The organism is Caloramator fervidus (genome assembly GCF_900108045.1).
Taxonomy (GTDB): domain Bacteria; phylum Bacillota; class Clostridia; order Clostridiales; family Caloramatoraceae; genus Caloramator; species Caloramator fervidus.
The window spans coordinates 41645-59982 of sequence record NZ_FNUK01000010.1; the positions used below are offsets into that span (position 1 = coordinate 41645).

Annotated in this window: 18 protein-coding genes; 17 read left to right on the forward strand and 1 reads right to left on the reverse strand. The window is 29.6% G+C overall.

Translation table 11 applies throughout. From position 1 onward, the window contains the following. Positions 1-11 precede the first annotated feature (11 nt). Positions 12-2348: a Lon protease family protein gene (locus tag C4R78_RS04785; protein WP_103895958.1), complete on the forward strand. Its 2337-nt coding sequence runs from the start codon at positions 12-14 to the stop codon at positions 2346-2348. A gap of 9 nt (positions 2349-2357) precedes the next feature. On the opposite strand, the gene ychF is transcribed toward C4R78_RS04785, so the two are convergent. Next, the gene (gene ychF / locus C4R78_RS04790; protein ID WP_103895959.1) at positions 2358-3455 is read right to left on the reverse strand and encodes a redox-regulated ATPase YchF; all 1098 of its coding nucleotides are present in this window, start codon (positions 3453-3455) and stop codon (positions 2358-2360) included. A gap of 215 nt (positions 3456-3670) precedes the next feature. Between ychF and C4R78_RS04795 the strand changes: the two genes are divergently transcribed. From C4R78_RS04795 to C4R78_RS04870, 16 genes are all read left to right on the forward strand, one after another. Next, positions 3671-3841: an aspartyl-phosphate phosphatase Spo0E family protein gene (locus C4R78_RS04795; RefSeq protein WP_146057667.1), complete on the forward strand. Its 171-nt coding sequence runs from the start codon at positions 3671-3673 to the stop codon at positions 3839-3841. A gap of 122 nt (positions 3842-3963) precedes the next feature. Next, the gene (gene mraZ, locus C4R78_RS04800; protein ID WP_103895961.1) at positions 3964-4392 is read left to right on the forward strand and encodes a division/cell wall cluster transcriptional repressor MraZ; all 429 of its coding nucleotides are present in this window, start codon (positions 3964-3966) and stop codon (positions 4390-4392) included. 16 nt (positions 4393-4408) lie between these two features. Beyond that, positions 4409-5338, forward strand: a complete 930-nt coding sequence (gene rsmH / locus C4R78_RS04805) for a 16S rRNA (cytosine(1402)-N(4))-methyltransferase RsmH (RefSeq protein ID WP_103895962.1) — start codon at positions 4409-4411, stop codon at positions 5336-5338. Positions 5339-5372: 34 nt separating this feature from the next. Then, the gene (locus C4R78_RS04810) at positions 5373-5828 is read left to right on the forward strand and encodes an FtsB family cell division protein (protein ID WP_242971196.1); all 456 of its coding nucleotides are present in this window, start codon (positions 5373-5375) and stop codon (positions 5826-5828) included. Positions 5829-5839: 11 nt separating this feature from the next. Next, positions 5840-7996 carry a stage V sporulation protein D gene (locus C4R78_RS04815; protein WP_103895964.1) on the forward strand — a complete coding sequence of 719 codons (2157 nt, stop codon included), beginning with the start codon at positions 5840-5842 and terminating at the stop codon, positions 7994-7996. Between the two features lie 61 nt (positions 7997-8057). Then, a complete protein-coding gene (locus C4R78_RS04820; protein WP_103895965.1) occupies positions 8058-9512 on the forward strand; it encodes a UDP-N-acetylmuramoyl-L-alanyl-D-glutamate--2,6-diaminopimelate ligase in 1455 nt (484 codons plus the stop codon). An 18-nt stretch (positions 9513-9530) separates the two neighbouring features. Further along, entirely contained in the window at positions 9531-10490 is a 960-nt protein-coding gene (mraY, locus tag C4R78_RS04825) for a phospho-N-acetylmuramoyl-pentapeptide-transferase (RefSeq protein ID WP_103895966.1), read from the forward strand. 9 nt (positions 10491-10499) lie between these two features. Then, complete coding sequence (spoVE, locus tag C4R78_RS04830) at positions 10500-11588, forward strand: stage V sporulation protein E (protein WP_103895967.1); 1089 nt, start codon at positions 10500-10502, stop codon at positions 11586-11588. 15 nt (positions 11589-11603) lie between these two features. Beyond that, entirely contained in the window at positions 11604-12710 is a 1107-nt protein-coding gene (gene murG / locus C4R78_RS04835; protein ID WP_103895968.1) for an undecaprenyldiphospho-muramoylpentapeptide beta-N-acetylglucosaminyltransferase, read from the forward strand. A 1-nt stretch (position 12711) separates the two neighbouring features. Next, on the forward strand, positions 12712-13428 hold the full coding sequence (locus tag C4R78_RS04840) for a cell division protein FtsQ/DivIB (RefSeq protein ID WP_159945815.1): 717 nt from the start codon (positions 12712-12714) through the stop codon (positions 13426-13428). 13 nt (positions 13429-13441) lie between these two features. Then, on the forward strand, positions 13442-14152 hold the full coding sequence (locus C4R78_RS04845) for a DUF881 domain-containing protein (protein WP_103895970.1): 711 nt from the start codon (positions 13442-13444) through the stop codon (positions 14150-14152). A 4-nt stretch (positions 14153-14156) separates the two neighbouring features. After that, positions 14157-14522, forward strand: a complete 366-nt coding sequence (locus tag C4R78_RS04850) for a small basic family protein (RefSeq protein WP_103895971.1) — start codon at positions 14157-14159, stop codon at positions 14520-14522. Next, the gene (locus C4R78_RS04855) at positions 14512-15228 is read left to right on the forward strand and encodes a DUF881 domain-containing protein (protein WP_159945817.1); all 717 of its coding nucleotides are present in this window, start codon (positions 14512-14514) and stop codon (positions 15226-15228) included. The genes C4R78_RS04850 and C4R78_RS04855 overlap by 11 nt, the downstream gene beginning before the upstream one ends. Positions 15229-15314: 86 nt before the next feature. Next, positions 15315-16586, forward strand: coding sequence for a cell division protein FtsA (ftsA, locus tag C4R78_RS04860; protein ID WP_103895973.1), 1272 nt, complete (start codon positions 15315-15317; stop codon positions 16584-16586). A gap of 20 nt (positions 16587-16606) precedes the next feature. Next, positions 16607-17683: a cell division protein FtsZ gene (gene ftsZ / locus C4R78_RS04865; RefSeq protein WP_103895974.1), complete on the forward strand. Its 1077-nt coding sequence runs from the start codon at positions 16607-16609 to the stop codon at positions 17681-17683. A gap of 164 nt (positions 17684-17847) precedes the next feature. Continuing rightward, positions 17848-18018 carry a sigma-E processing peptidase SpoIIGA gene (locus tag C4R78_RS04870; RefSeq protein ID WP_159945819.1) on the forward strand — a complete coding sequence of 57 codons (171 nt, stop codon included), beginning with the start codon at positions 17848-17850 and terminating at the stop codon, positions 18016-18018. Positions 18019-18338: the final 320 nt, after the last annotated feature.

The window sequence follows — 18338 nt, forward strand, 5'->3', positions numbered from 1 at the left end:
GGGGGGGTTTAATGACAAAGTATAAAAAACTTAAATATGAAGATTTAGTTATAAAAATTGATTTTTTACCTGATTTTAAAACTACCGAGGAAATAGCTAATTATTGTGATTTAATAGGTCAGGAAAGAGCTATACAAGCCATAGAGATGGGATTGAAGCTAGAAAATATTGGATATAACATATATGTAAGCGGAATAAGTGGAAGTGGAAAGAAAAAATTTGTATTAGAGAAATTGAAAGAGATTGCAAAAAATAAACCTTCTCCAGAGGATTGGTGTTATGTTTATAATTTTAATGACCCTTTAAGTCCTATTGCTATAAATTTAAAAGCAGGAACTGCTGAAGATTTTAAAAATGACATTGAAAGCTTGATAAATTCATTATTTGATGATGTTCCAAAGATTTTTTCTGATGAAGAATATGAAAAGGAAAGGGAAAATATAATAGATTATTATCAAAAAAATATATTAAATGTTATTGAAAAATTGCATAGTGAAGCTAAGAAAAAAAATTTTGTAGTCAAATCTACTAAAGAAGGATTTGTTTTTATTCCGTTAAAGGATAATGAGGAAATGAATGAAGAACAATATAATGAACTCAGTTCTGATGAAAAGAATAAAATAGCAGAGGATGTTAAAGTTTTGAAATTATTTGCCCTTGATGTTTTGAAAAAAACAAAATCTTTACGAAAAGAAATGCTTGAGAAATTAAAAATATTAGATGAAAATAAGTCTTATGAGTTAATTGGTGCTAAAATAAATATTTTAAAAGAAAAGTATGGATATAATAAAAAAATAATCGAATATCTTGATGAATTGCAAAAAGATTTAATAAATAATATAGATGTGTTTTTGCAGGATGAAGAAGAAGGAATTGATGAGGAGTTTTTTAAAAGGTATTATGTAAATATAATGACTTGTAATAAAAATGAAGGTGCGCCTGTTGTTTTTGAGGAAAATCCTGAATTTAATAATTTGATAGGGGTTATTGAATATGAGAATGATAAAGGAGCTATGATTACAGATTTTACTATGATCAAGCCTGGAAGCTTACACAAAGCTAATGGTGGTTATTTGGTTATAGATGCCATACAGCTTTTAAGTTCTTATCAAGGTTGGAAGGCGTTGAAAAATTCATTAAAAAATAATTGCATTACAATAGAGAATCTAAGAAATCAACTAGAGATTATACCAATAGTATCTTTAAAACCAGAAAAAATACCTTTGAATGTAAAAGTGGTTCTGTTAGGAAGTGAATTTTTATATTATTTGCTTTATTTATATGATGAAGAGTTTAAAGAGCTTTTTAGTATAAAGGCTGAATTTGATAGCGTAATAAAAAATACTCCAGATAATGTTAATGCCTTCTTAGGATTTGTAAGTTTATATTGTTCACAAAATAATTATCCCCATATAAGCAATAAAGGTTTCATTGAGTTATATAAGTATGCTTTAAGATTAGCAGAAAGTAGAAGATATTTTACGGCTCGTTTTAGGGATATTACAAATATTATAGATGAGGCTTGTGTTGTATGCAAAGAAAGAAATGGGAAAAGTATTACTGAAAAGGATATAAAAAAGGCAATAGTTCAAATAGAGAACAGGCATAGTTTATATAAAGATAAAGTGCTTGAAATGTATAAAGAAAGAAAGTATATTATACAATTAAGTGGATATAAGATAGGGGAAATAAATGCTCTATCTGTCATAGACCTTGGTGATTATTCTTTTGGAAAACAAAATAGGATAACAGTTACAACATATAGAGGAAAAGGTGGAGTAATAAATATTGAAAGAGAGGTAAAAATGTCAGGAACTATCCATGATAAAGGAGTTCTTATTTTAACAGGTTATTTAGGGCAAATGTTTGGTCAAAGATATTCTCTTTCTTTTAATGCAAGTATATGTTTTGAACAATTATATGGTGGTATTGAAGGAGATAGTGCTTCTGCCGCAGAACTTATAGCACTAATTTCTAGCCTTGGAGATATACCAATAAAACAAAGTATAGCTATTACAGGCTCTGTAAATCAAAGGGGGGAAATCCAACCGGTTGGTGGTATAAATGAAAAGATAGAAGGATTTTTTGAAATTTGCAAGATTTTTGGTTTAGATGGTAGCCATGGGGTAATAATACCATCCAGCAATGTATCTGATCTTATTTTGAAAGATGAAGTGCTTGAAGCAGTAAGAAAAGGACTTTTTAACATTTATGCTGTTGATAATATTGAAGAATGCTTTGAAATATTGTGTGATGAAAAAATAACTAAAAAGAAAAATATTATGGAATTTATAAGGGAAAAGATAGAAAATAAATTAAAGCTTTATAATGAAGGCTGCCTAAACTAAGGCAGCCTTTTATACGTTAAATCTAAATACTACTACGTCTCCATCCTGCATTACATAATCTTTACCTTCAAGACGAATTAATCCTTTTTCTTTTGCAACTGTTTCAGAACCACATTTGATTAAATCTTCATATGAAATAACTTCAGCCCTTATAAATCCTCTTTCCATGTCTGAATGTATTTTTCCTGCTGCTTGAGGAGCTTTTGTTCCCTTTTTAATTGTCCATGCTCTAACTTCTTTTGGACCTGCTGTTAAAAAGCTAATTAATCCTAGAAGTTTGTAGCTTGCTCTAATTAATTTATTTAGTCCTGGTTCTTCAAGACCATAACTTAATAAGAATTCCTTCTTTTCATCACCTTCAAGAGATGATATTTCCTCTTCAAGTTTAGCACAAATAACAACTACTTCAGCATTTTCAGATTTAGCATATTCTTTTACTTTCTTTACATATTCGTTTTCAATATTGCCTGATAATAAATCATCTTCAGATATGTTACATGTATATAATACTGGTTTAGATGTTAATAAGAAGTATTGTTTTAAGAATTCTTGTTCTTCTTCTGTTGTTTCAAGGGTTCTTGCAGGTTTTCCAGCTTCAAGATGAGCATAAAGTCTTTCCATAAATTGAAGTTCTTCTTGTGCTTTTTTATCTCCGGATTTTGCTGATTTTCTAGTTTTATCTATTCTCCTTTCCAATACTTCCATATCTGAGAATATTAATTCAAGATTAATAGTTTCAATATCTCTTATAGGATCTATAGAGCCTTCAACATGAACTATATTAGAATCTTCAAAACATCTTACAACATGAACTATAGCAGCTACTTCACGAATATGAGAAAGAAATTTATTTCCAAGCCCTTCGCCTTTGCTTGCTCCTTTTACAAGTCCAGCAATGTCATAAAATTCTATTACTGCAGGAGTAACTTTTTCAGGATTGTAGATTTTAGCAAGTTCATCTAATCTTTTATCAGGAACAGCAACAACACCTACATTAGGTTCTATAGTACAAAATGGGTAATTTGCACATTCAGCACCTGCTTGTGTTATAGCATTAAACAACGTGCTTTTACCCACATTTGGTAATCCAACTATTCCAAGCTTCATAACTTTTCTTCCTTTCTTTAGAGTATTTTTAAATTTAACATTGTAATATTATATAACATTCGATATTATTATTCAAGTGAGCTTAAAATTGTTGAATTTTTAAACAAAATGTTATTATAGGATTTTAAAAATAAAATCTTGACATAAAATAACAGTTATTGTAAAATATAAACGTTATGACTTTATGTTAACAAATTTAAATGGCGGTGGTGCTAATGATTACAAATGAAATAGAAAAGTTAAGGAATAAGTTACATGAATACATAGATTTAAACTATGATTATGAAGTTATAATAAATTTAAGTCAAGATTTAGATAGATTGATAAGTCAATATTATTTTTCTTTGTTAAAAAATAAAAATGATATAAAAGGAATTGAAAATTAAAGAGGCATAAGCCTCTTTAATTTTTTTATTTTTTAAAAACTGTGGAAGGAAAATAAAAAATATTATAGAATTATATTTGTAGTGGTGCAAAGTGGAGTAAAGTGGTTAACGGGGGATAAAATATGTTTATTGGTGAATATCAACATGCAATAGATAGCAAAAATAGGGTAATTATTCCGGCTAAATTTAGAGAAAAGTTAGGCTCTAAATTTGTTATGACCAAAGGCTTAGATGGTTGCCTTTATGTATATCCTATGGAAGAGTGGCGAAAACTTGAAGAAAAATTAAAAGGTCTTCCGTTAACCAATAAAGATGCTCGTGCTTTTGTAAGGTTTATTTTTTCAGGGGCAGCAGAAGTTGAAATGGATAAACAAGGCAGAGTTTTACTTCCTCAAAATTTAATTGAATATGCTGGTATCACAAAAGAAATAGTAACTATAGGTGTATTAAGTAGAATTGAAATTTGGAGCAAGGAAAAATGGAATGAGTATAACGAACAAAATATGGATTTAAACGAGATTGCTGAGAAAATGTCAGAGTTAGGAATATAATAAGAAGGTGAGGGACATGGAATTTAAACATTATCCTGTAATGTTAAATGAATGTATAGAAGGATTAAATATAAAAGAAGATGGAATTTATGTTGATGGAACCTTAGGTGGAGCTGGTCATTCATCAGAAATTTTAAAAAGATTAAAAAATGGAAAATTAGTAGGTATAGATCAAGATATTGATGCATTAAAGGCTTCAAGGCAAAAACTAGCAGGCTTTAATAATGTAGTTTTTGTTCATGATAACTTTTCAAATATAAAATCTATTTTAGAAGATTTGAATATTAAAGAAGTAGATGGGATTTTATTAGATCTTGGCGTTTCATCTTATCAGTTAGATACTCCCGAAAGAGGATTTAGTTACATGCACGATGCAAGGCTTGATATGAGAATGAATAGAGAAAATAAATTAACGGCTTGGGATGTTGTTAATACTTATTCTAAAGATGAGCTTATAAGAATTATAAGAGAATATGGGGAAGAAAACTTTGCATCAAGAATAGCAGATATGATAGTTAAAAAACGAACAATAAAACCTATAAATAGTACTTTTGAACTTGTAGATATAATTAAATCAGCTATTCCTGCTAAAGCAAGAAGAGAAGGAGGACATCCCGCTAAAAGGACGTTTCAAGCAATAAGAATAGAAGTAAATAAGGAGCTTGATATACTAGAAAAAGCTATTAATGACTGTATAGACGTTTTAAAAAGTGGAGGACGACTTTGTGTTATAACTTTTCATTCATTAGAGGATAGAATAGTCAAGAATGTTTTTAAAGATAGGGAAAATCCTTGTAAGTGTCCTAAAGATTTTCCTATGTGTGTTTGTGGCAAGAAACCTGATATAAGAGTTATTACTAAAAAGCCTATCCTTCCATCAGAAGAAGAACTTAAAGAAAATTCTCGTTCTAAAAGTGCAAAACTTAGGATAGCAGAAAAAATATAGGTTATAAATAGATTGTGAGGTGAATAAATTGGTAATGACTAATAATAAAAATTATGTTCAAGGGTCTGTTGTATACAAATTAAAAGAAGATAATAAAGTAGAGAAGAAAACACAAAATAAACCTAGGAAAAATAAACAAAGTAAAAAATTATTTAAATTTGTATTAAAAGTATTGTTTGTTTCATTTTTTTCGTTTATTATTCTTGCTAGGTTTTATAATATAATAAAGTTAAATGCAGAAATAAGAAATTTAAAAAAGGAGATAAAATTAGTTCAAGATGAAAATGATAATTTAAGAGTAGAAATTGCTAAGTTTAATACGCTAAAAAATATTGATAAATTAGCAGTTCAAAAATATGGAATGATTGTTCCCCATCCAAGTGATGTTTATTACGTTGATGTAACTCCATTAAATGTTGCAAAAGATGAAGAGAATAATAAAAAAATTAATTTGTCATTTATTTATAGATTGCTTGGATTAATACAATAGGGGGTATTTAATTGGATAATCAAAGAACTTCTTTACTAAATAAGAAAAGGGCAGCAATTCTTTTAATTATCATATTTCTTGTTCAAGCTGGAATAGTTTTAAGGTATGCTTACATACAAATAGTTCAGGCTCCTCAATTACAAAAATGGGCTGTTGAACAGTGGACACATGATATAAAAATAGATGCTAAAAGGGGAAAAATTCTTGATAGAAATGGCAATCCTTTAGCTGTAAGTGGAAATGTTGAAAGAGTAGATGCATTTATGAAGGATATTTTTGATGCAGAAAAAGACAAGAAGATAACCCGAGAAGAGATAGCAGAAAAATTATCTCAAATTTTAGGTATTAGTAAGGAAACTATTCTTGCAAAACTTAATAAAAGGTTGTCTAATGGTCAACCTGTAGGTTGTGTAACCATAGCAAGAAGAATAGAAAAAGAACAAGGTAATAAAATAAGGGAACTTAAGTTACCAGGGATAGTAGTTTCTCAAGATACAAAAAGGTATTATCCTAATGGAAACTTTTTAGCGCATGTTTTGGGTAATACTGATATTGATGGCAATGGTAGAGCAGGTTTAGAATACTATTACAATGATGTTTTAAAGGGAGTCCCAGGAAGATTTATGGGGGAGACGGATAAGTTTTTTAAGGAACTGCCTTATAGGTTAGCAACTTATATTCCACCTCAAAATGGTAATGACATTGTTTTAACCATAGATCAATATATACAATACTATACTGAAAAAGCTTTAGAAAAAGGTCTTAAAGAGTATAAGGCTAAACAGATAACAGCTATAGTTATGGATCCTAAAACAGGGGAAATACTTGCAATGGCAAATAAGCCAGATTATGACCCTAACAACCCAGTTAAGGGTTCTGTAGAAGAAGCTGTAAAATCATGGAAAAATAGAGCTGTTAACGATAGTTTTGAACCTGGATCTGTATTAAAAATATTAACAGCAGCGGCAGCAATAGAAGAAAATGTAGTAACAGACAATGATAAGTTTGTTTGCAATGGTTCTATTAAAGTTGCTGACAGAATTATACGTTGTTGGAAGAGGACAGGACATGGTATACAAAATTTTACTAATATATTAGAGAATTCATGTAATGTTGGCTTTGTAATGTTAGGTGAAAGACTAGGAAAAGAAAAGCTACATAAGTATTTTGAGCTTTTTAATTTAGGTAAAAAAACTGGTATAGATTATCCAGGAGAAGCTGTTGGAAAAGTAAGAGACATTAATAGGGTAGGTCCAGTTGAATTAGCAACGGAATCCTTTGGTCAGGGAATTTCTGTAACTCCAATACAATTTATTTCAATTCTTGGAGCCATAGCAAATGAAGGAAAGATGATGCAGCCTCATTTGGTTAAAAGAATAATAAAAACAGATGATGAGGGTAACATTACAGTAGTAAAGGAATTTCAACCCAAATTAATAAAGCAAACTATATCTCCTCAGACAGCCAACAAGTTATTGCTTATGCTAGAAAGTGTTGTAAAAAATGGTGCAGCCCAAAAAGCATATATAGAAGGTTATAGAATAGGAGGAAAGACAGGGACTGCACAAAAAGTTATAGATGGTAGATATGCTCCTTCTAAGTATATATCTTCATTTGCTGCTATTGCTCCAATAGATGATCCTAAGGTGGTTGTATTTTTATCTATTGATGAACCTGATCCTTCTAATTATTATGCAGGAAGTACTGCCGCACCTTTAACTAGAGAACTTCTTGAGGATATTTTAAGATATTTAAACGTTCCTCCTAAGTATACTTCAGATTCTAAACCTAAAGAAGTTATTATACCAGAAATTAGAGGAAAATCTGTAGATTCTGCAATTAAAGTATTAAAAGAAAACAAATTAGATTATGAAATTCAAGGAAATGGAACTTTAATTTATGACATTAGTCCAAAACCAGGAGTAGTTGTAAAAGAAAATACTAAAATTGTTTTATATCTGGGAAATTCAGAAAATAAGGATTTAATGGTTGCAGTTCCTGATTTTACAGGAAAAACAAGGAAAGAGATATTAGAAATTGCTGAAAAAATAGGAATAAAAATTGAGTTTTTAGGTGATGGAATTGCCGTTTCGCAGGATATATCACCTAATACAGAAATTAAAAGGGGAAGCATAGTAAAAGTTATGCTTGAAGTTCCAGAAGATTAGCATGAAGTCAGAGCCAATTTTATTGGCATGACTTCGTTTTTAATTGTTAGGAGGTATGTTTATGAAGCTTAAAGACTTATTATATGGTTTAGATAGTTATGAGCTTATAGGTGAGGATGTAGAGATTAAAAAGATTTCTTATAATAGTAAACAGGTTGAAAAAGGGACGTTGTTTTTTTGCATAGAAGGTTTTTCATTAGATGGTCATAAATTTGCAGAGGAAGCAGTAAGCAATGGAGCTGTGGCTTTAGTTGTAAGTAAAAATGTAAATTTAAGTAAAAACGTTACATTAGTAAAAGTAAAAGATACAAGAAAAGCAATGGCAATTATTTCTTCAAATTTTTATAACAATCCTTTAAAAGAATTAAAAGTTATAGGTATTACAGGAACAAATGGAAAAACAACATCAACCTTTATGATGAAAAGCATATTAGAAGCTAAAAATTTAAAAACTGGTCTAATTGGGACGATTTATAACATTATAGGAGATAATATAGTTGAAGCCAAAAGAACTACTCCAGAGTCTATGGATTTACAATTTATGTTTAGGCAAATGGTTGAAAGCAAATGTAATTTTTGTGTAATGGAGGTATCGTCCCATTCATTAGAACTTGATAGGGTTTATGGAGTTACATTTGAAGCAGGAATATTTACAAATCTTACTCAGGATCATCTTGATTTTCATAAAACTATGGAAAATTATTTTAAAGCTAAATTAAAGCTTTTTGAAAGGACAAAACATGCTATAATTAATATTGATGATAGTTACGGAAGGAAAGCTTTAGATTTAGTAAATTGTAATGTTATAACTTTTGGAATAGAAAATTTAGCAGATGTGTTTGCTAAAAACCTTAAAATAGAAGATAGCGGAACTATATTTACATTATGTTATGACAATCAAGAAGTTGATATTAATTTGCATTTACCAGGAAAGTTTAATGTTTATAATGCCCTTGGATGTGCTGCAGCTGCAATTTCTTTAGGAATTGATTTAAAAACTATAAAATTAGGGCTAGAAAGTTTAAAAAGTGTTCCAGGTAGAAGTGAAAAGATAAATTCTAAAAAAGGTTTTACCGTTATAATAGATTATGCTCATACTCCAGATGGTATTGAAAATATATTAAAAGCAACAAGGGAATATACAAAAGGCAAGCTAGTGATATTGTTTGGTGCTGGTGGAGACAGAGATAAAACTAAAAGACCCCTTATGGGGAAGGCTGCAGGTAGTTTAGCAGATTTTTGTATCGTAACTTCTGATAATCCAAGAAGTGAAGACCCTGAAAAAATAATACAGGATATATTGCCTGGAGTTGAAAGCACGGGTTGTCCTTATAAAGTTATAGTGGATAGAAAAGAAGCTATTAAATATGCTTTAATGAATGCCAATGAAGGAGATGTAATAGTTATAGCTGGAAAAGGGCACGAAACATATCAAATTATAAAAGATAAAGTTATACCTTTTGATGAAAAAGAAATAGTTAATGAATTTTTGAAGGAAATAGAGCAAAAGATTTAAAGGGAAGAGGGGAAGAAAATGCAGATAACAATTTATGCTACAATAATTGCTTTTATTATCTCTTTACTATTGGGACCAGTTGTTATTCCTGCATTAAGAAAGTTTAAATTTGGGCAAGCAATTAGAGAAGAAGGACCTAAATCTCATTTTAAAAAAGCTGGAACTCCTACAATGGGTGGAATTATATTTATATTAAGTATTACGATAACAATTTTTACGGTGGTTGGTAAATTAACAGGAGCTTTACTTATCGCCCTTTTGACAACTATAGGATTTGGAATTATTGGACTTTTAGACGATAGTATAAAGATAATAAAGAAGAGAAATTTAGGTTTAAGAGCATATCAAAAATTGATTGGGCAAATAACTTTTGCATTTATATTATCTTTTTATGCATATAAAAATACTCAAATAGGTAGTATGGTGCACATTCCTTTTACTAATTCTTTTATAGACTTAGGAATTTGGTATATTCCATTTATGATTTTTGTTATTGTAGGGACTACCAATGCAGTAAATTTAACTGATGGATTAGATGGGCTTGCTGCGACTGTAACTCTTATTGTGAGTGTATTTTTTGCTGTTGTTACTTATGGGTTAGGCAAAAAAGATTTGTCAATATTTTGTGGAGCTTTAGCAGGTAGTTTATTAGGATTTTTAAAATTTAATGCATATCCTGCTGAGGTATTTATGGGAGATACAGGGTCTTTAGCTTTAGGAGGAGCTATTTCTGCACTTGCTGTGTTGTTAAAAATGCCTTTTATTATAGTAATTGTTGGTGGAGTATATGTTATTGAAACATTGTCGGTTATAATACAGGTTATATCTTTTAAATTAACTGGAAAAAGAGTATTTAAGATGGCACCGTTACATCATCATTTTGAGCAAAAAGGAGAACATGAAACTAAGATTGTAGCATGGTTTGCTATATTTACCGCTGTGTTGTGTTTAATTGCTTTTTTAGCAATAAGTATTTAGGAGGTTAGTATGAGTAAGAGCAAATCTTTTGATTACGTTTTGTTTGCTGTTATTGTTATACTTTTGGTTATTGGTATAAATATGGTTTTTAGTGCAAGTATGTATATTGATAAGGAAATTTATAATGACGGGTTTTATCATCTTAAACGTCAAACTGTATGGGCAATTTTAGGTATTGTATTTATGTTTATAACTTCAAAGGTAGATTATAAAAGATATAGAAATAGGAAGCTTATTGGATTAGCTATGCTCATAACTATATTTTTACTTGTTATTGTATTAGCTTTGCCGCCTGTTAAAGGAGCAAGAAGATGGATTGGATTTGGAGGGCTTGGTATACAACCATCTGAGTTATCTAAGATAGTTTTGGTTGTTTATCTTTCAGATATGCTTACTAGAAAGGGAGAAAAAGTAAAGTCTTTTTTAAAGGGTGTTTTGCCTGTTTTGATTATATCAGGATTATTTGCAGGGTTGATAATAATAGAACCTAATATGAGTACTTCTGTTATTGTTATGGCAACAGCTTTTTCTATGTTATTTGTTGCTGGAGCTAAGATTAGCCAGCTTAGCTTGATATTGTTTATAGGTTGTATAGGAGGTTTTTTACTTATAAAGAGCGCTGATTATAGATGGCGAAGATTTACTGCATTTTTAAATCCATGGGCTGATCCTCTTGGCAATGGATATCAAGCTATACAATCTTTATATGCTTTAGGGGCAGGAGGACTTTTTGGAGTTGGTTTTGGACAATCCAGGCAAAAAAATTACTATATTCCTGAAGCTCAAAATGACTTTATATTTTCAATAATTGGAGAAGAATTAGGTTTTATAGGAGTTTTTATTATAATACTTTTATTTTCAATTCTTATATGGCGAGGTATAAGGATTGCTATAAATTGTAAAGATAAATTTGGGACTTTGTTAGCAACAGGAATAACTTCACTTATTGCTATACAATCAAGTATTAATCTTTTAGTTGTATCATCATCTATGCCTGTTACAGGAGTTACATTGCCTCTTATAAGTTATGGAGGTTCATCACTTTTATTTACTTTAATTGCTTTAGGTATACTTTTAAATATTTCAAGAGATATTTAGAACGGAGTGATAAAAGTGAAAGTTTTAATATCTGGAGGAGGAACTGGAGGACATATTTATCCAGGAATAGCAATAGCTAAAAAGATATTAGAAAAGAATCCTAATGCTAAAATATTATTTGTTGGGACACAAAATGGATTAGAAAAAAAGTTAGTTCCTAATGAAGGGTTTGATATAAAGTTTATAACTGTGGAAGGTTTAAATAAAAAAATATCATTAAAAACTTTTTCAGCAATAAAAAAAGTATTTAAAGGTTTTTTTGAAGCAAGTAAGATAATAGAACAGTTTAAGCCTGACATTGTTATTGGAACAGGAGGATATGTTTGCGGACCTGTAGTTTTAGCTGCAAGTTTAAAAGGAATACCTACGGTAATTCATGAACAAAATGCTATTCCAGGTTTAACCAATAAGGTTTTATCTCACTTTGTGAATAAAGTTGCTATAACATTTAAAGATTCTGAAAAGTATTTTCCTAAAAATAAAGTAGTTTTAACTGGAAATCCTGTTAGAGAAAATATATTAAATAAGATTGGAGAAAATAATAAGTCTAAATGGGGATTAGATCCTAGTAAATCTACTATACTTGCAGTAGGAGGAAGCAGGGGAGCTACTAGGTTGAATGATTTTGTTATAAGTTTAATACCAAAGCTTATTGAAAAGGATATTCAGCTTATTTTTATAACTGGTGAAAGAGAATACGATAGAGTTTTAAAAACTTTAAAACAAAAAAACATTAAGGATTACAAAGGAATTGTCATTGTTCCATATGTTTATAATATGGATGATGCTTTAACGTCTTGTGATTTGATAATAAGTAGAGCTGGAGCTACGATAATATCAGAAATAACTTCTCTTGGCATTCCAGCTATTTTGATACCTTCGCCTAATGTTGCAAATAATCATCAAGAATACAACGCGTTAAATTTAGAACAAAATGGAGCTGCTATAGTTATAAAGGAAGCACAGATAAACGATGAAGTTTTTTCTGAACAGGTTATTAATTTAATAACTAATAAAGAATTGCTTGAAAAAATGTCTTTTAATTCTAGAAAAATGGCAATGGTAGATGCTAGCGAAAAGATTTATGAAATAATAGTTAATTACCTAAAAAAGGATGATTAATATGGAGAAAAAGAATAATAAAAAAGCACGTATGTTTATTTTCCTTGTTTTTGTTTTTCTTTTGTTTTTTCTTTTAACTAGGTCAAGTTATTTTAATATAAAGGTTATAAATGTTCAAGGAAATTATTTGGTATCTAAAGATGAAATAATTGTTCTTTCTGAACTTTACAATAAAAATATATTTTTAATTTCTTTAGAAAAGGTTAAAGAAAGAATAAAAAATAATCCATATATTGAAGATGTAGTGATTAAAAGAAATATTCCATCATCTGTAACTTTAATTATAAAGGAGAAAAAAATTAGAGGTATTATAAAGTTAGATAACTTATTTATAAGCATAGATGATAAGGGGAGAATGATACAGGAATTAGATAGTTTTCCTACTGATAAAATCTTTGTAATTGAAGGAATAAAGATAAAAGAATATGTTCCTAATGAATATGTTACGAATGATGAAAAAATATTGAAATCTTTAATTGAAGTATTAAAAATTTCGGATTATACTAAAGAATTAGGAATTGTATCTGTTAATCTAAGTAATATTGATAATATAACTTTTAAAACTAATAAGGGTATAGACATCGATGTTGGAGACTGTAGCAATTTAGATTATAAATTAGCATATGCAAAATCTATATTAAAAAGTGATATACTTAAAAACCAAAAAGGAATTATACAAGTACGTTCAAGTGGAGTAGCAGTATTTAAAAGAAGGTGAAAGGAGATACAAAATGAGAAGGGTATCCTCGCAATTGTGGGTAGGTATAATTTGTATGATTTTAGGTTTTATGATTACCTATCAATTAAGATATATAAAAACTCCTAAATATCAGTATACTACAAGACAGTTTGAAAATCTTGTAAAAGAGGCAGAAGATTTAAAAAAGCAGAGGGATGAATTACAAAAAAAGGTTGAAGAATACCAAAAAAGAATAGATGAAATAGAACAATCTGTAGCAAGCACAAATAAAATTGCAAGTAAGATGAAGGAAGAATTAGATAATTTAAGAGTATTAGCAGGGCTTACAGATGTTGAAGGACCTGGGATTGAAATTACTATAACTCCTATTAACGATATTTCAAATAAGCAGCCTTCTCAAATTTATTATAAAGATTTAATAGATATTGTAAATGAATTAAATTCAGCAGGGGCAGAGGCAATATCAATAAATGGAGAAAGGTATGTTGGTAGAACTCAGATTAGACAAGCAGGATTGTCTATTAAAATAAATGATAGCAAATTTGATCCATCACAGCCATTTGTTATTAAAGCAATTGGTGATCCTGCAATCTTAGAAGGAGCATTTAAAATGCCTGATAGCATAATTGAAGTTTTGAAGAAGATAGGGGGCTTTGATATTAAAATAGTTAGATCCAATAATATTAAAATATCAAAGTATAACAAGTTATTAGAATATAAATTTGTTAAAGGAAGTAGGTGATAAGTTGATACCTTTAATTGGACTTTTAATAGGAATTATCTTGGGACTGTTTTTAAAAGTTGACATACCAGCTGCTTATTCAACATATGTTCCTGTTGCTATATTAGCGGCATTAGATTCAGTGTTTGGGGGATTTAGAGCTTACCTAGAAGGTAAGTTTGAATCTGATATATTTATATCAGGTTTTTTTGGTAATGTTATAATAGCTTCCTTGTTAGCTTACTTAGGAGATAGGCTTAATGTTCCTATATATTTAGCAGCTGTATTTGTTTTTGGAAGTAGATTGTTTAATAATTTTGCTATTATTAGAAGGTTAATTCTTAGTATGGCACGTAGTAAAAATGTAAGGAGGAAAAATGATGAAGTTTAATATAAAGGATATTTTCCTTCTTACATTAGGCATTTTATGTGGTGTTGTATTAACATCTTTTATTATTACTTTTCCTTTTAAACCAACTTTAATATTAACTTATGTGGAATTTCAAAAAAAGACATTGGAATTAACTCAATTAAAGGATGAGATAAAAAGTTTAGAAAATGATTTGACTTTATTAAAAAATAAGTTGGAAGAATATCAAAACAGTAGTAAAGTTAATCAAGATGTTTTAAATTTGATGAAAAAAGAATTGGATTATGTTAAACTTTTTTCAGGATATGAAGATGTTGAAGGTCCTGGGTTGAAAATAATTATAGATGATAATAGAAATTATAGTTTTAATGATGATAATATATTGGACTATATTACCCATAATAGCGATATATTATATGTAATATTTGACTTAAAAAATGCTGGGGCGGAAGCTATTTCAGTAAATGGTAAAAGAATTATTTCTACATCAGAAATTACTTGCGAGGGGCCTGTTATAAAGGTTAATGGTGAGTATATTGTACCTCCTTTTGAAATATTGGCTATAGGAGATCCAGATGCGTTATACTTTGCTATGACTATGCCAGAGAGCAAGATAAAAGAACTACAATATAGACAACTATATGTTAGAATGACAAAAGAAAAGAAGATTTATATAAATGGTTTTAAAAAAAATATAATTCCTAAATATATAAGAATTACCAAATAATTTTGTTAATTTTAAAAAGGAATTTTGATAATTTTGTTGAATTATATTTATTAGGTGTATTTTAGGATTAAGGAGGTTTAATATAGATGAACAATGTAGTAGTTTCGATGGACATTGGTTCTTCAAAGGTAAGCGTAGTTATTGCAGAAATTAACAAGAAACAGTTTAATGTTATTGGTGTTGGGACCTCCGAATGTAGTGGTGTAAAAAAAGGGGTAATCGTTGATATAGATTCTACAGTTGAAGCTATTAAAAATGCTGTAGAAATGGCAGAGCAAATGTCTAATATTAAAATAAAGTCTACTTTTGTTAACATAAAAGGAGGTTACTGTACTTTAATTGATAATAAGGGAGTTATTGCAGTATCCCGTGAAGATAAAGAAATAACAGAAGAGGATGTCTTAAGGGTAATTCAAGCAGCAAAAGTTGTTGCGCTTCCGCCGGATAAGGAAATAATAGATATTATACCTCAACAATATATTGTAGATGGATATGATGAGATAAGAGATCCAGTTGGAATGGTTGGAGTAAGGCTTGAAGTAGATGCTAAATTGGTTGCTGCATCTACTACAAATGTTCAAAATATAATTAGAACGGTTCAAAAAGCTGGTTTAATGGTAGATGGAATTATTTTAGAGCCCCTTGCTACATCAACAATTGTTCTAAATGATGATGAAAGAGAACTTGGAGTAGCACTAGTTGATGTAGGTGCTGAAACTATGGATATTTCAGTATTTAAGAGAAAAACTTTAATTTATTCAAAATTAATACCTGTAGGTGGAAATCATATAACCAATGACATTTCATTATTATGCAAAATAACTTTTAATGATGCAGAAAAAATAAAAAGACAATATGGGGTTGCAACTGCTAGTTTAATTAAAAATGATGATATAATAAAAATAAATAACATAGCAGGAAAAGGAGAAAAAGAAATACACATAATTGATGTAGCTGAAATAATGGAAGCTAGAATTCAGGAAATGTTATTATTAATTAAAAATGAACTTGAAAAGAATAATCTTTTAAATGCTTTAGGAGCAGGTATAGTAATAACTGGTGGTGGTTTATTTAACATAAAGGGTATACAAGATTATGCTCAAAGCTTTTTTGATGTTCCAATTAGGTTTGGGTACCCAAATTATATAGGTGTGGCAAATCCTATGTATTCTGCTTCTGCTGGTATTGCTATGTATGTTTTAAAACAAAAAAGAGCAAGTTCAGTTCAAATTGACTTAAAGAAAAATGTAAAACCTAAAGAAGTTGAAAAGGATGAAGTAGCTGTATCACAAGAAACTGAAGAAGTAAAAATCTCATGGATAGAAAAGATTAAGGAATTTTTTGCAGATTTCTTTTAAAATATAAAGGGGGTATTTATGTGATAGATTTTGAATTCAATGTAGATACTGGTGCTCAAATAAAAGTAGTAGGAGTTGGCGGTGGTGGAAATAACGCTGTTAATCGAATGATTGAGTTTGGATTAAAAGGAGTAGAATTTATTTCTATAAATACAGATAAACAAGCATTAAATTATTCTAAAGCAGGAATAAAGATACAAATAGGAGATAAATTAACAAAAGGATTAGGTGCAGGTGCTAATCCTGAAATTGGACAAAAGGCTGCCGAAGAAAGTATAGAACAAATTATGCAGGCTTTAAAAGGAGCAGATCTTATATTTATTACTGCAGGAATGGGTGGTGGAACAGGAACAGGAGCGGCACCTGTTGTTGCAGAAGTTGCAAAGGAATTAGGGATATTGACAGTAGGTGTAGTTACTAAACCATTTATTTTTGAAGGTAGACAAAGAATGCTTAATGCTGAAAAAGGAATAATGAAATTAAAAGAAAAAGTAGATACGCTAGTTACCATTCCAAATGATAGGTTACTTCAGGTTGTTGATAAGAAAACTCCAATGACGGAAGCTTTTAAAATTGCTGATGATGTTTTGAGACAGGGTGTTCAAGGTATTTCTGACCTTATAACAGTTCCTGGTCTTATAAACTTAGACTTTGCTGATGTTAGAACTATTATGTTAAATAAAGGTATTGCTCATATGGGAATAGGAAGGGCTTCAGGAGAAGGAAGAGCTGTTGAAGCTGCAAAGCAAGCAATTTCAAGTCCATTGCTAGAAACAACTATAAATGGTGCAACAGGAGTATTATTAAACATAACAGGTGGATCTAACTTAACAATGTTTGAAGTGGCAGAAGCAGCTGATCAAGTAAGACAAGCTGCGGATCCTGATGCTAATATAATTTTTGGAGCAGTTATTGATGATTCATTAGGAGATGAAATAAGAATTACAGTTATAGCAACAGGTTTTGAAGAACATTTAAGAGCTAATAAAGAGGTTGCGGTAGATAAAACTGAATCAGAACCTCGAAAAATTGATATAGATGTAATTGGTGGGGACTTAGATTTACCTCCGTTTTTAAGAAATCCTAGAAGAAGGTAATACGGTATTAGGTTTTCCTAATACCGTATTTTTTATTTTTTTGTGAAAATGAAGAATATAAAGTAATAATTTGCTGATAAATAATATATTTATATAAATGTAAAACGACAAATTTTAAGTAAAAAACTTTTTATAATTATTATAAACAGATGTGGGGGATATTTATGGGGGACATACTGTATATTGATATTGTTTTTATTGAAAATTTATTTATGAATTATTTTCTACTTTATCTATTAAAAAGACTAGTAAGGTCAAAGGTTCCAAATTGGCGTCTTATATTATCAGCTTTAGTTGGTGCTTTGTATGTACTTATAATGGTTCTATGTCAATAGTTGGGGTGGGCAAATTATTCAGATGCCCGCCCTTGCTAATTTCCAAGGAGTTTTTATGTAATTGAGATTAATTTAAGCAAAAGCTTTAAAAATGGGCATGACAAAAAGGCCAATCAAAGGTTGGCTTTTATAAAAGCTCAGCGTATTGTTTATTTTTGCACGTAGTTTGGTATAGGTTTAAGAAGAAAACCTTTAAAGACTGACTTAGGTCGACTAAGGTTTTCTTCTTAAATTTTTTGCGCGAGGCCGTTAAAAATTGTTGTAGATTTAATAGTTTAACAAGTTTATACACAACAATGAAGAATTCGATTTCTAAACCT